This window comes from Microbacterium sp. PRC9 (genome assembly GCF_031844125.1).
GTDB lineage: Bacteria > Actinomycetota > Actinomycetes > Actinomycetales > Microbacteriaceae > Microbacterium.
The window spans coordinates 30,924-44,354 of the sequence record NZ_JAUZUR010000006.1 but is presented as its reverse complement, the minus strand read 5'-3'; the positions used below and the strand labels follow the sequence as shown (position 1 = coordinate 44,354).

Sequence of the window (13,431 nt, the reverse complement as noted above, 5' to 3'; positions counted from 1 at the left end):
GAGCCCCTCAACCCTACCAGACGCGCGGCCGGGCCTTCATGAGAGGGCGATGACCAGCGTCGACGCGGCGAGCACGATGCAGACAGGCGTCATCGTGAGGCGCTCGGCGCGGCTCCGCGAGAGGGCGTTCATGAGGATCCCGACGGCGAAGTACGCGAACAGCACCCAGGTCAGGATGCGCACGGCGATGCTGTCGCCGCCCGACAGCATCCCGGCTCGGCTGAGGAGCACCGCGGCGAAGCCGGCGTAAAGGAGGACGGATGCGGCGCTGGCGATGCGCAGACCGCGCGGCAGCACGCGATGCGCCCCGCCCCAGACGAACCTGCCCCACGGAGCCCCGGCCGCGACGCAGATCTGGAGCACCGCGAGCGCCCCGAGCACGAGGCATGCGACGAGGGCGGCGAGGGGGGCGAGGGCGATGGCGGCTACCTCCACACGAACACCCCCACGAGGAACAGCGCGTAGGTGATTCCGGCAGCGATGGCGATCGCGTTCGACAGCCGGCTCCACCGGGCGCGCACGGTCGCGATCGCGAACGCGACGGTCAGCAGCACCCACACCAGTGTGTGCCCGCCGTCGATCACCGCGGCGCGCAGTCCCGTCGCCTCGGCGACCTCGACGCCGTCGCCGATGGTGGCGAACACCACCGCGACGACGAGGGCGACGGCCGTCGCCGCGCCGAACAGTCCGCGCGCACGGGGCGGCTGTCTCTCGCTCATGCCTGCCCTCCTACTTCGTCGATCCACTGGCGCAGCAGGGCGTGCGAGCGCAGCCCGTAGTCGAGCGTCGCGCGCTGGAACGTGAAGATCCGGCGCGCGTCGTCGTCGAGACCCGCGCTCCGCGCATCGACGTCGTCCGCGAGCGCCCGAAGGATCCCGGTGGAGCTGTCGATGTGCGCACGGATGCCGCGGACCACGGCCGAGCGATCCTCGGGCGCCTCGAGGCGCCCCAGCAGGAAGACCTTCGCGAGCACGATGGTCTCGGCATCCGTTCCGTCCGCGATGGGGGCGAGCATGAACGCGCGCCACCGCTGCCTTCCGTCGTCGGTGATCGCGTGGACTTTGCGGCCGCGTCGGCTGTCGTCGGCATCCGCGACGACGACCGCGCCGTCGGCGGCGAGGTGCTGGAGCGCACGCTGGATGCTGCCGGAGCTGGCGCTGTAGAAGAGCGAGATGCCGGCGGCGAACCGCTTCTGGAGGTCGTAGAGCGACAGGGGCCCGCTCAGGAGCAGGCCGAGGATGACGAACTGCACGGGGCCCCCTTCGATCGACGCCCCCACAATATCCCTCTGAGGGATATCAATCTACCCCTGAGGGATATCGCCGCCCGCCTGGGTCGCTCAGCCGCCGTCGAGGATGCGACGGATCTTCTCGAGACGTGCCTGGACGTCGCGCTCGGCTCCGAGCGCCTTCGGCTCGTAGTAGCGCCGGCCGCGCAGTTCGTCGGGCAGGTACTGCTGCGGCGCGATGCCGATCTCGGCATCGTGCGGATACACGTAGCCCTTGCCGTGACCGAGGCGCTTCGCCCCCGGGTAGTGAGCGTCGCGTAGGTGTATCGGCACGCGACCGAAGCCGCCCGAGCGCACGTCGGCGATCGCCGCGTCGATGGCGAGGTAGGCGGCGTTCGACTTCGCGGTGGTCGCGAGGTACGCCGTGGCCTCGGCGAGCGGGATGCGGCCTTCGGGCATGCCGATGAACTGCACCGCGTCGGCGGCGGCGACGGCGATCGGCAGCGCCTGAGGGTCGGCGAGCCCGATGTCCTCCGCGGCCGAGATGATGAGGCGCCGGGCGATGAACCGCGGGTCCTCCCCCGCCTCGATCATGCGGGCGAGGTAGTGGATCGCGGCATCCACATCCGATCCGCGGATCGACTTGATGAACGCGCTGATGACGTCGTAGTGCTCGTCGCCCTGACGGTCGTAGCGCAGCAGTGCGCGGTCGACGGCCTGCGCGACGTCGTCGGCCGAGATCTCTGCAGTGGCGGCCTCGTCCTGGTCGTCGTCCTCATCGGGAATGGCGAGGGATGCTGCGGCCTCGAGTGCCGTGAGCGCACGCCGCGCGTCGCCGGAAGCGAGCCGCACGAGCGCGGCGCGCGCCTCGTCGCCCAGCACGACCGCGCCGGACAGTCCGCGGGCATCGGCCACCGCGCGGTCGAGGAGCATGCCGAGGTCTTCGTCGGTGAGCGGCTTGAGCGTCAGCAGCAGCGACCGTGACAGCAGGGGCGAGATCACGGAGAACGACGGGTTCTCGGTGGTCGCCGCGATGAGCACCACCCAGCCGTTCTCGACGCCGGGCAGGAGCGCGTCCTGCTGCGCCTTGGTGAAGCGGTGGATCTCGTCGAGGAACAGGATCGTGGACTGGCCGTACAGATCGCGCTGCGTCAACGCCTCCTGCATGACCTCGCGTACGTCGCGCACGCCGGCGGTCACGGCCGAGAGTTCGACGAACCGGCGCCCCGAGGAACGGGCGATCGCCTGGGCGAGCGTCGTCTTCCCCGTGCCCGGTGGGCCCCACAGGATGACCGACGTCGCTGCGCGGGCCGCGGCATCCGGATTCGCGAGGGTCACCAGCGGAGACCCCGCCCGCAGCAGATGCGACTGCCCCGCGACCTCTTCCAGCGAGGTCGGGCGCATGCGCACCGCGAGAGGCGTCAGCCCCTGGAAGAGCGCAGTCGGACCGTTCACCTCACCAGGCTATCCCCCGCTCATGACACGGGATCCGCGGCGGTTTGGCCGCCGCGGTGCGGGCCCGTAGGATCAAGCCGCCCGGGCGCTGCCTGGCACGAGGCGCATGCGCCCGACACGAACGGAACGAGGAGGTCACGTGGCGACCGGTGGCAAGGACCGTGACGCACGGGCTGCGCGGGAGCGCACGCGGCTGTACGAGGCGCGACGTCAGTTCCACGAGGACCAGGCGCGCCGTCGCACGCGCGACAACCTGATCGCGGGCATCGTCGGCGGCGTGCTCGTGCTCGGCCTGATCGGCGCCCAGACGCTGTACTTCGTGGCCGGACCCGGTGCCCCCGCACCGTCGCCCTCGTCGACACCGACGCCGACCGCGACGACGCCGGAGCCGACCCCGTCGGCGACGACGACGCCGCAGCCGAGCGCGACGCCGACGCCCACGCCCTGACATCTCGGGTCTCGCGCCGCAACCGCATCTCAGGCGGGGCATCCGCCGTACTAGGCTGTGAGCCGTCCTACTCCCTACAGACGGCGCGAGCCGCGATGAGGTGCAACCCGTGACTGCCGCAGCAGACTTCCAGCCCGAGACCGACGCCCCCGAGACCGCCGGGGCCGACGACAACCAGACACCGGCCGTCGATGACGACGCCGCCACCGCGACGGATGTCACGGCGGACGCGAATGCCGCCGCGCCTGAGGAATCCGAACCCGCCGACGACGCTCCGGCCGGCGACGCCGCCGAGACGGAGCAGCCGTCGGACGAGACCCCGGCTGAAGAGTCCGCTCCTGCGGACGTCGAGGTCGAGGTCGTCGAGGTCGACGTGGTGGAGGTCGTCGAAGACTCCGAGGTCGTGGCCGTCGAAGTGATCGAGGTCGCCGAAGTCGTCGAAGACGGCGAGGTCGTGGCCGTCGAGGTCGTGGACGTCGTCGTCGAGGCAGCGCCCTCCGCCGACGAGCCGTGGGGCCGCGTCGACGAGGACGGCACCGTCTCGGTCCGCGAGGCCGACGGCTGGCGAGTCGTCGGGCAGTACCCCGACGGGTCGGCCGAAGAGGCGCTCGCCTACTTCGAGCGCAAGTACACCGACCTCGCGAGCGAGGTGACGCTCCTGGAGGTGCGCCACCGCCGCGGCGGTGCCTCCGCCTCCGACCTGCGTTCGACCGCGCGCACGATCAACGGCAAGCTCGATGGCGCTGCCGCCGTCGGCGACCTCGCGAGCCTCGTCGCCCGCGTCGCCGCGCTCACCGAGACCCTCGCGGCCGAATCGGCGACCGAGGCCGTCGCGGCGCGCGAAGCCGTCGACGACGCGGTCAAGGCGCGCACCGAGCTGGTCGACAAGGCCGAGGCCCTGGCCGCCCGCGACCCGCGCACCGTGCAGTGGAAGCAGGCGACGGCCGAGCTCAACTCCCTCTTCGACCAGTGGCAGTCGCAGCAGCAGAACGGTCCGCGCCTGCCGAAGTCGACGGCGCAGCAGCTCTGGAAGCGATTCCGTGACGCGCGCGCCACTGTCGACAAGCACCGCCGCGCGTTCTACGCCGAGCTGGACGAGGCGCACAAGGACGTCCGCGACCGCAAGACGCGCCTCGTCGAGAAGGCGGAGGCCCTCGCGCCCAAGGGCGAGGACGGCATCCCCGCCTACCGTGAGCTGCTCGACCAGTGGAAGACCGCCGGTCGCGCCGGCAAGAAGGTCGACGACGCGCTGTGGGCCCGCTTCAAGGCCGCCGGCGACGCGCTCTACGGCGCGCGGATCGAGCGCGAGGCGGCGGACGCCGAAGCCTCCCGCGAGAAGATCGACCTCAAGCGCGCTCTCCTCGAAGAGGCGAAGGCGGTCGGCGACGAGCGCGACATCGCGAAGGCCCGCTCGATCCTCACCGGGATCCAGCGCCGCTGGGACGAGATCGGCCGGATCTTCCCGCGCGACACCGAGCGTTCGCTCGACGACGAGCTGCGTCGCGTCGAGAACGCGCTGCGCACCCGCGAGGACGCCGACTGGAAGCGCAACGACCCGGAGCAGAAGGCCCGCGCCAACGACATGACGCGCCAGCTCACCGACGCGATCCAGAAGCTCGAGGACGAGCTCGAGGCCGCGAAGAAGTCGGGCGACAAGAAGGCGATCACGAACGCGACCGATGCGCTCGAGGCCCGCCGCACGTGGCTGAAGGCACTCGGCGGCTGATCAGCCCCGTCTGAGCCGAGTCGAACCCGGTCGTCGCGTCCGCGACGACCGGGTTCTCCACAATCGGCCGGCTGCGGCATCCACGGATCATGCGGGGTGCGGCAGACTGCCCCCGTGCGATCGCCCTTCCTCTACTTCGCCGATGAGCGGCTCTCGCGCGCCGAGCTGACGGCTGCATGCCTCGACGGCGACCTCGTGGCGCTCGGCGACGCGTACATCCCCGCCGACGCCGTCGAGACGGCGGCGCTGCGCGCAGGCTCGCTCGCCGAGACCCTCGGCGACACGCTCGCGGCCACCCACCTGTCGGCGGCCTGGGTGCACGGCGGACTGCCGCTGCCTCCGCCGCGCCATACCGTGCAGCGCGGGGTGCCGCGCCGCCTCCACGTGCGACCGGACCGCCGCGTGGTCTACCGCGATCTGCAGGTCCCTGGTGACGATCTCCAGCTGGTCGGCGGCGTGCTCGTCACGACGCCGGAGCGCACCCTCGCCGACCTCGCACGCGTGGGCGACGACGAGCACACCGAGGCGGCGCGCCTTCTCGCGGAGATCGACGCGGATGCCGCGTGCCAGGCGATCGCGCGGCTGGAGGCGGGTGCGCTCCCCCACAAGCGTGCGGCGCTCGCGTGCCTCCGGGCGCTCGTCGAAGAGCGTCAGGACGAGGTGACGCGGTACACGTCGTAGACGGCGTCGATGCGCCGCACGGCGTTGAGCACGCGGTCGAGGTGGACGATGTCGCCCATCTCGAACACGAATCGGCTGAGGGCCAGCCGGTCGTTGGAGGTCGAGACCGTCGCCGAGAGGATGTTGACGTGGTGCTCGCTGAGCACGCGTGTGACGTCGCTGAGAAGCCCCGATCGGTCGAGCGCCTCGACCTGGATCTGCACGAGGAAGACGCTCTTCGTCGTGGGTGCCCACTCGACCTCGATGAGCCGCTCCGGGTCCTCCATGAGCGACTTGACGTTGGTGCAGTCGGCGCGGTGCACCGAGACGCCGCTGCCGCGCGTGACGAACCCGACGATCTGATCGCCGGGCACCGGCGTGCAGCACTTCGCGAGCTTGACGAGGATGTCGGGCGCGCCGCGCACCAGGATGCCGGAGTCGCCGTTGCGGGGGGCGCGGGCCCTGCCGACGACCGGCAGGTCGATCGGACCCGTCGTGGTGTCGTTCGCCGCGACGAGCGCGGTGACCTTCTCGAGGACCGACTGGGTCGAGACGTGGCCCTCGCCGACCGCGGCGTACAGCGCTGAGACGTCCTCGTAGCGCAGCTGATGGGCGACCTCGGTGAACGAGTCCTGGCTCATCAGCCGCTGCAGGGGCAGGTTCTGCCGGCGCATCGCCCGGGCGATCGACTCCTTGCCCTGCTCGATCGCCTCCTCACGGCGTTCCTTCGTGAACCAGCCGCGGATCTTGTTGCGGGCGCGGGTGCTGCGCACGAATCCGAGCCAGTCCTGGCTGGGGCCGGCGTCGGGGTTCTTCGACGTGAACACCTCGACGACGTCGCCGCTCTTGAGCTCGGACTCGAGCGGCACCAGGCGCCCGTTGACCTTCGCGCCCATCGTGCGGTGCCCGACTTCGGTGTGCACCGCGTACGCGAAGTCCACGGGCGTCGCGCCGGACGGAAGGCCGATGACCCGCCCCTTCGGCGTGAAGACGTAGACCTCCTTGGCGCCGATCTCGAAGCGCAGCGAGTCGAGGAACTCGCCGGGATCTGCGGTCTCGGCCTGCCAGTCGGAGATGTGGGCGAGCCACGCCATGTCGGTGTCGTCGGACTTGTAGTCCGACTTGCCGCCGTTCATCTGCTCCTTGTACTTCCAGTGCGCAGCGACGCCGTACTCGGCCTGCTGGTGCATCTCGTGCGTGCGGATCTGGATCTCGACGGTGCGGCCTCCGGGGCCGATCACGGTCGTGTGCAGCGACTGGTAGAGGTTGAACTTCGGGGTCGCGATGTAGTCCTTGAAACGCCCGGGAAGCGGGGTCCATCGTGCGTGGATCGCGCCGAGGACGGCGTAGCAGTCGCGCACGCTCCCCACCAGCACACGGATGCCGATGAGGTCGTAGATGTCATCGAACTCGCGGCCGCGGACGACCATCTTCTGGTAGACGGAGTACAGCTGCTTGGGGCGCCCCATGACGCGGCCGCGGATGCGGAGCTCCCGCAGGTCGCTGTCGACCGCGTCGATGACGTTCTGCACGTACTGCTCGCGCTGGGGAGTGCGCTGCTTCACGAGGCTGTCGATCTCGGCGTACAGCTTCGGGTGCAGTACGGCGAACGACAGGTCCTCGAGTTCGGACTTGATCGCCTGGATGCCGAGCCGATGCGCGAGCGGCGCGTAGATCTCGAGCGTCTCGGTCGCCTTCTTGCGCGACTTCTCGGGCGGGACGAATCCCCACGTGCGCGCATTGTGCAGGCGGTCGGCGAGCTTGATCAGCAGGACCCGGATGTCGCGCGACATCGCGACGATCATCTTGCGGACCGTCTCGGCCTGCGCGCTCTCGCCGTACTTGACCTTGTCGAGCTTGGTCACGCCGTCCACGAGCATGGCGACCTCGTCGCCGAACTCGCTCGTGAGCATCTCGAGCGAGTACTCGGTGTCCTCGACGGTGTCGTGCAGGAGCGCGGCGGCGATCGCACGCGGCCCGAGCCCCAGATCCGCCAGGATCTGCGCCACCGCGAGCGGGTGCGTGATGTAAGGCTCGCCGCTCTGGCGCAGCTGGCCGGTGTGTGCGGTGTCGGCGACCGAGTACGCGCGCTCGACGATCGACAGATCGCCCTTCGGATGGTGCGTGCGCACCGTCCGCAGGAGCTGCTCGACGTCGTCGCGACGCGCTGACCTCGAGAAGATCCGAGGGACAAGGCGCCGCAGCGACGAGGACTGGGCGGGGGGGACGGTCTCGGTCACTCGATCCCCTCCCCTCCGCTGGACCTCACAATCCTACGCCCGCGCGGCGGACCGTCAGGCCGGGGTGCCCGCCAGCTCGCGGGCCGCCGCGACGCGCGCGTCGCGTGCCTTGATGGCCGGCTCGTTCTCGCGCAGGAGCGAGTACAGCGGCGCCGCGACGAAGATCGTCGAGTAGGCGGCCACGATCGTTCCGACGAAGATCGACAGCGACAGGTCGGTGAGTGTCTGCGCACCCGCCCAGATGACGCCGATGAACAGGATCGCGCCGGTCGGGAGGATCGCCACGACGGTCGTGTTGATCGAGCGCACCAGGGTCTGGTTCACCGCGAGGTTCACCGAGTCGCCGAACGTGCGCCCGGACACCTCGCCGTCCTCGCTCGTGTTCTCCCTGATCTTGTCGAAGACGACCGTGGTGTCGTACAGCGCGTACGAGAGGATCGTCAGGAAGCCGATCACGGCGGCGGGCGAGATCTCGAAGCCGAACAGCGCGTAGACGCCGATCGTGATGATGAGCACGTCCAGGAGGCCGATGATCGCCGAGGCGGACATCTTCCACGTCCGGAAGTACAGCGCCAGGATGATCGCCGTCAGTGCCAGGAAGATCGCGAGACCCCACAGCGACTGCCGCGTCACGTCGGCTCCCCAGCTGGGGCCGATGAAGGCGTAGCTGACTTCGCTCTCGGGCACGTTGTACGTCTCGGCCAGGGCCGCAGAGATCTCGCGGCTCTCGGCATCCGTCACCTGGTCGGTCTGGACGCGCACCGCGTCGTCGCCGATCGTGACGACCTTGGTGGTCGCGTCCGGAACGACCGAGTGGACGGCGTCGGTGGCGAGCGACTGGTCGATCGGCGCGGCGACGCCGCTCACCGTGAACTGCGATCCGCCCGTGAACTCGATCGAGAACTGGATGGGGCGCAGCAGCGGCACGAGGGCCGAGCCGATGACGAGGATCGCCGCGATGAGGAACCACAGGCGGCGGCGGCCGACGAAGGGGAACGACGTCTTGCCGGTGTAGAGGTCGTTGCCGAACTGGCTCATGGAGCGCATCAGTCGTCTCCCTCCTTGACGTTCGTGCCGGGTTTCGCGCTGTCGGCGGCGGCCAGCTCGGCCTGCTTCCGCTCGGCGATGGTCTGGCGACGTGCGGCTTCACCGCGGGACTTGACGTTGCGGCGACCCGCGGCGCCGGTGGCCAGCACCGGCTCGCGGAATTGCGCGCGACCGCGATAGACGGCGCCGAGCGCGGTCGGGTCGAGTCCGGACAGCGGATGCCCCGACCCGAAGAACCGCGTGCGGGCCAGCAGCTGCAGCACCGGGTGCGTGAACAGGATGAAGATCAGCACGTCGATCGCGGTCGTGAGACCGAGCGTGAAGGCGAAGCCCTTCACCGTGGAGTCCGCGAGGATGTACAGCACCACGGCGGCCAGGATGTTGATCGACTTCGAGATGTAGATCGTGCGCTTGGCGCGGCCCCAGCCGTCCTCGACGGCACCGGTGATCGACTTGCCGTCGCGCAGCTCGTCTCGGATGCGTTCGAAGTAGACGATGAAGGAGTCGGCCGTGAAGCCGATCGTCACGATCAGGCCCGCGACACCGGCGAGCGAGAGGCGGAAGCCCATGCGCCACGCGAGGATGCACAGCGTGACATAGGTCAGCACCGCCATCACCGCGAGGGAGGCGATGATGATGAAACCCAGCGCGCGATAGACGATGAGCGAGTAGATCGCCACGAGCAGCAGACCGATCAGACCTGCGATGAGGCCGATCTGCAGCTGCTGCGAGCCGAGCGTCGCGGAGATCGAGTTGGAGCTCTCGACCGTGAAGCTGAGCGGCAGCGCGCCGTACTTCAGCTGGTCGGCGAGGACCTTCGCGGTCTCCTGGGTGAAGCTGCCCGTGATGCTCGGCTTGCCGTCGAGGATCACGCCGTTCATCGAGGGAGCCGACAGGACGTAGCCGTCGAGCACGAACGCGAACTGGTTCAGCGGGGCCTGCGCACCGTAGAGGCGCTGGCTGATCTCGCCGAAGGTCTGGGTGCCCTCGCCGTCGAACGAGAGGTTGACCGCCCACAGGCCGTTGTTCTGCTGCACGCCGAAGGTCGCGTCGTCGATCGACGAGCCGTCGAGCTCGACCGGGCCGAGGATGTACTTGACCGTGCCGTCGGCGTCACACGTGATGAGCGGCTCGTCGGCCGGCGCATTCGCGGGATCGTTCGCGGGATCGGCGCAGTCGTACGCCTGGAACTCCGCCTGCAGGGCCGGCGTGATCCACGCCAGGTCGCTGCCGTTGGTCGGCGAGGTGGTCGGCGTCGCCTGCAGCGACGGGTCGGGCGTCGGGTACGGCGTCTCGTTCCCGTCCTCGCCGACGAAGGTGTTCGCCGGCGCCCCCGCATACAGCACGGCGCGCAGCTGCAGCTGCGCCGATGCCTCGATGCGGTTGCGGGTCTCCTCGTCGGCCTGACCGGGGATCTGCACCACGATCTGGTTGCCGCCCTGGGTGGTGACATCGGCCTCGCCGACGCCCGAGGCGTCGACGCGCTGGCGGATGATCGTGACCGCCTGCTGCATCTGCTCGTCGGACGGAGCTGCGCCGTCCTCGGTCTGCGCCTCCAGGACGATCTGCGTGCCGCCCTGGAGGTCGAGCGCGAGCGCGGGGGTCCACGAGCTCTGCCCGAACACATACACGCCGAGCGCGTTGATGCCGAACAGGAGTGCGGTGATCGCGAGGAGTCCGGTCAGCGCGCGCCATGCATGCCGGACGGGGGTGGAAGTCGCCACGTCTTTGCTTTCTTGAGAGCCCGAACGGGCGAACGGAGGGGCGTCAGCCCTGCGACTTGGTGCCGGTCTCGGCGTCGGGGTCGGTCTTCTCCTTGCCGGCGGCCGAGCTCTGGTCGTCGCTGATCGAGGTGATGTCGCCGTTGGCGACGCCCTCGGCGTACTCGGCGTGGCTCTCCTCGGCGGCGAGGTACTCGTCCTCCGTGACCGCGTGCTCGCCGGGGTTCACGACCCGCAGGATCGCCTGGCTGTGCACCTTGATCTCGACACCGGGCGCGAGCTCGACGATCGCGGGCTGGTCGAGGTTGTCAGGGTCGTACGACACGATCGTGCCGTAGAGGCCGCCCTGCAGCAGCACTTCGGAGCCGGGCACCGTCTGGCGGGCCTTCTGCTCCTGCTCCGCCTTCTGCTTCTGCATACGACGGCGGGAGCTCCAGAACATGAAGACGAGGAGCACGACCAGCAGGATGATGAGGCCGTAATTGCTCAGGAAGGAAGCGAAGTCCATGGAGCTGGAAGCACCTTTCGGGTCAGGCAGGCGCCAGGGCGGCACTGCCTTGCAGGGAGGGATGGGGTGTAAACCTCCAGCGATTATAGGTCATCGAATCCGAGCACCGAGTCGGCCAGCGGCACCCCCAGGTGGGCGTAGGCCTCGGGCATGGCGATGCGCCCGCGCGGGGTGCGCCCCATGAAGCCGATCCGCACGAGATACGGCTCGACGACCGATTCGATCGTGTCGGGCTCCTCACCGACCGCGACCGCGAGCGTGCTGAGGCCGACGGGCCCGCCCCTGAATCTCCTGACGAGCATGTCGAGAACCGCGCGGTCGAGCCGATCGAGCCCGATCCGGTCCACGTCGTAGAGGTCGAGTGCGGCGTCGACCGCCGCGATGTCTGCGCCGGTGCGCCCGTGGACGACGAGGTAGTCGCGCACGCGGCGCAGCAGGCGGTTCGCGATGCGGGGCGTTCCCCGCGAGCGACGTGCGATCTCGGCGCGGGCGGCGGGCGGCAGCGAGACTCCGAGCATGACCGCGGAGCGCTCGATGACCCGCTCGAGCTCCTCGGGCTCGTAGTACTCGAGGTGGGCGGTGAACCCGAAGCGGTCGCGCAGGGGGTTGGGCAGCAGGCCCGACCTCGTCGTCGCGCCGACGAGGGTGAACGGCGACAGGTCCAGCGGGATGCTCGTCGCGCCCGCACCCTTGCCCACCATGATGTCGATGCGGAAGTCCTCCATCGCCAGGTACAGCATCTCTTCCGCAGAGCGCGCCATGCGGTGCACCTCGTCGATGAAGAGGACCTCGCCGGGCGTGAGGCTCGACAGCAGCGCGGCGAGGTCGCCGGCGTGCTGGATCGCGGGTCCGCTGGACAGCCGCAGCGGGCGCCGGCTCTCGTACGCGACGATCATGGCGAGCGTGGTCTTGCCGAGCCCGGGAGGGCCGGAGAGCAGGATGTGATCGGCGGGCCGCTGCTGGATGCGGGCCGCATCGAGCAGCAGCTGCATCTGACCGCGCACCTTCTGCTGCCCGACGAACTCGGCCAGTGACATCGGGCGCAGCGCGCCCTCGATCGCGAGCTCCGCCTCGTCGACGGGCTCTTCGGCTTCGCGCACGTCAGCCACTCACCGTCTCCTTCCGGGCGGGGCCGAGCGTCGCGAGCGTGCGGCGCAGCAGTGCCGGCACCGACGATCGGTCGGACTCGGGTGCGTCGGCGGCGACGTTCTCGACGGCTTCGACGGCCACGCGCTCGGACCAGCCGAGGCCGACGAGGGCCTGCACGACCTGTGCCGGGATCGCGGTCGGGCCCGCGGCATCCGCCCCTCCGGAACCGGCGGGACGGGTCACCGCGATCTTTCCGGCCAGCTGCACCACGATGAGCTTCGCCGTCTTCGGGCCGATGCCCGAGACCCGACGGAACGGGGCGTCGTCGTCGGCGGAGACCGCGTCGGCGATCTGCGGGACCGTGAGCGTCGCGAGGACTCCCAGCGCCGACTTCGGGCCCACGCCGGTGACGCCGAGCAGCTGACCGAACACGACGAGCTCTTCGCGGGTCTCGAAGCCGAACAGCGAGAGCGCGTCTTCGCGGACGATGAGCGTCGTGTGGAGGGTGACGGTGTCGCCCAGGTGCGTGGTGCGCGCGACCTGCGGGGTCACGGCGACGTGGAGGCCGACTCCCCCGACCTCGACGACGACCGCATCCGCATCGACGTGCACGGCGGTGCCGCGGACTGAGGAGATCATGCGTCGAGCCTACGGTGCGGTTCGGACGTTTGTTCGAGCGACACGCATGGCGGTGTGCGGGATCACCGACGGGCGAGTCGCTCCGCGTCGGCCCAGGCGCGCTGTGCGGGGGTGAGCGGACCGGATGCCGCCGCCTGCGTCGGCGCGCCGCGCCAGGCATGGCAGAGGGCGAGCGCGAGGGCGTCCGCCGCGTCGGCGGGCTTGGGGAGCTCGTCCAGTCGCAGGACCCGCGCCACCATGGTCTGGACCTGGCGTTTGTCGGCGTTGCCGTACCCCGTGATCGCGGCCTTCACCTCGGACGGGGTGTGCGTGGCGGCGGCGATGCCCCGCTCTCCCGCGACGAGCAGCGCGATGCCGCTGGCCTGGGCGGTCCCCATCACGGTCGCACGGTTGTGCTGGGCGAAGACCCGCTCCACCGCGACGACATCGGGCTCGTGCGCGTCCACGACAGCGCGCAGGCCCCGCGCGATGACCGCGAGCCGCTCCTCGATCGGAGCGCCCGGATCGGACCGCACGACGCCCACGTGCACCAGCACGGCGGATCGGTCGGGAGCGACGTCGACCACGCCGACACCGCAGCGCGTCAGGCCCGGATCGATTCCGAGCACGCGCAGTCGACCGCGGGAGGATGCCACTCCTTCACGCTAGGCGAGGAAGAGGGATGCTGCGG

The 13,431-nt window shown here is 70.2% G+C and carries 14 protein-coding genes; 3 read left to right on the top strand and 11 right to left on the bottom strand.

The genetic code is table 11. The features are described 5' to 3' along the window. Positions 1-36 precede the first annotated feature (36 nt). The 4 genes from Q9R33_RS14015 to Q9R33_RS14000 form a co-directional block, all read right to left on the bottom strand. Complete coding sequence (locus Q9R33_RS14015) at positions 37-435, bottom strand: hypothetical protein (protein WP_311294162.1); 399 nt, start codon at positions 433-435, stop codon at positions 37-39. Continuing rightward, positions 426-719: a hypothetical protein gene (locus Q9R33_RS14010; protein ID WP_311294161.1), complete on the bottom strand. Its 294-nt coding sequence runs from the start codon at positions 717-719 to the stop codon at positions 426-428. The genes Q9R33_RS14015 and Q9R33_RS14010 overlap by 10 nt, the downstream gene beginning before the upstream one ends. Continuing rightward, on the bottom strand, positions 716-1,252 hold the full coding sequence (locus Q9R33_RS14005) for a PadR family transcriptional regulator (RefSeq protein ID WP_311294160.1): 537 nt from the start codon (positions 1,250-1,252) through the stop codon (positions 716-718). Before Q9R33_RS14005 ends, Q9R33_RS14010 begins: the two co-directional genes overlap by 4 nt. A gap of 87 nt (positions 1,253-1,339) precedes the next feature. Beyond that, positions 1,340-2,632, bottom strand: a complete 1,293-nt coding sequence (locus tag Q9R33_RS14000; protein ID WP_396654115.1) for a replication-associated recombination protein A — start codon at positions 2,630-2,632, stop codon at positions 1,340-1,342. Between the two features lie 190 nt (positions 2,633-2,822). Between Q9R33_RS14000 and Q9R33_RS13995 the strand changes: the two genes are divergently transcribed. From Q9R33_RS13995 to Q9R33_RS13985, 3 genes are all read left to right on the top strand, one after another. Further along, positions 2,823-3,131, top strand: a complete 309-nt coding sequence (locus Q9R33_RS13995) for a dioxygenase (RefSeq protein WP_311294158.1) — start codon at positions 2,823-2,825, stop codon at positions 3,129-3,131. Positions 3,132-3,585: 454 nt separating this feature from the next. Then, the gene (locus Q9R33_RS13990; RefSeq protein ID WP_396654114.1) at positions 3,586-4,857 is read left to right on the top strand and encodes a DUF349 domain-containing protein; all 1,272 of its coding nucleotides are present in this window, start codon (positions 3,586-3,588) and stop codon (positions 4,855-4,857) included. A 114-nt stretch (positions 4,858-4,971) separates the two neighbouring features. Beyond that, positions 4,972-5,538 (top strand): hypothetical protein, encoded by a 567-nt coding sequence (locus tag Q9R33_RS13985; protein WP_310246588.1) that lies wholly within the window; start codon positions 4,972-4,974, stop codon positions 5,536-5,538. Here the strand turns inward: Q9R33_RS13985 and Q9R33_RS13980 are convergent. From Q9R33_RS13980 to ruvC, 7 genes are all read right to left on the bottom strand, one after another. Further along, complete coding sequence (locus Q9R33_RS13980; protein WP_056367294.1) at positions 5,508-7,757, bottom strand: bifunctional (p)ppGpp synthetase/guanosine-3',5'-bis(diphosphate) 3'-pyrophosphohydrolase; 2,250 nt, start codon at positions 7,755-7,757, stop codon at positions 5,508-5,510. The genes Q9R33_RS13985 and Q9R33_RS13980 overlap by 31 nt on opposite strands. Before the next feature lie 54 nt (positions 7,758-7,811). Beyond that, a complete protein-coding gene (secF, locus tag Q9R33_RS13975) occupies positions 7,812-8,804 on the bottom strand; it encodes a protein translocase subunit SecF (RefSeq protein ID WP_056367295.1) in 993 nt (330 codons plus the stop codon). Beyond that, positions 8,804-10,528 carry a protein translocase subunit SecD gene (secD, locus tag Q9R33_RS13970; protein ID WP_310246592.1) on the bottom strand — a complete coding sequence of 575 codons (1,725 nt, stop codon included), beginning with the start codon at positions 10,526-10,528 and terminating at the stop codon, positions 8,804-8,806. The genes secF and secD overlap by 1 nt, the downstream gene beginning before the upstream one ends. A 43-nt stretch (positions 10,529-10,571) precedes the next feature. After that, positions 10,572-11,033 carry a preprotein translocase subunit YajC gene (gene yajC / locus Q9R33_RS13965; RefSeq protein ID WP_056367297.1) on the bottom strand — a complete coding sequence of 154 codons (462 nt, stop codon included), beginning with the start codon at positions 11,031-11,033 and terminating at the stop codon, positions 10,572-10,574. Positions 11,034-11,116: 83 nt separating this feature from the next. Next, positions 11,117-12,142 (bottom strand): Holliday junction branch migration DNA helicase RuvB, encoded by a 1,026-nt coding sequence (ruvB, locus tag Q9R33_RS13960; RefSeq protein ID WP_311294156.1) that lies wholly within the window; start codon positions 12,140-12,142, stop codon positions 11,117-11,119. Further along, positions 12,135-12,761, bottom strand: a complete 627-nt coding sequence (gene ruvA, locus Q9R33_RS13955) for a Holliday junction branch migration protein RuvA (protein ID WP_056367299.1) — start codon at positions 12,759-12,761, stop codon at positions 12,135-12,137. The genes ruvB and ruvA overlap by 8 nt, the downstream gene beginning before the upstream one ends. Positions 12,762-12,823: 62 nt before the next feature. Next, a complete protein-coding gene (gene ruvC, locus Q9R33_RS13950) occupies positions 12,824-13,396 on the bottom strand; it encodes a crossover junction endodeoxyribonuclease RuvC (protein WP_311294155.1) in 573 nt (190 codons plus the stop codon). Positions 13,397-13,431: the final 35 nt, after the last annotated feature.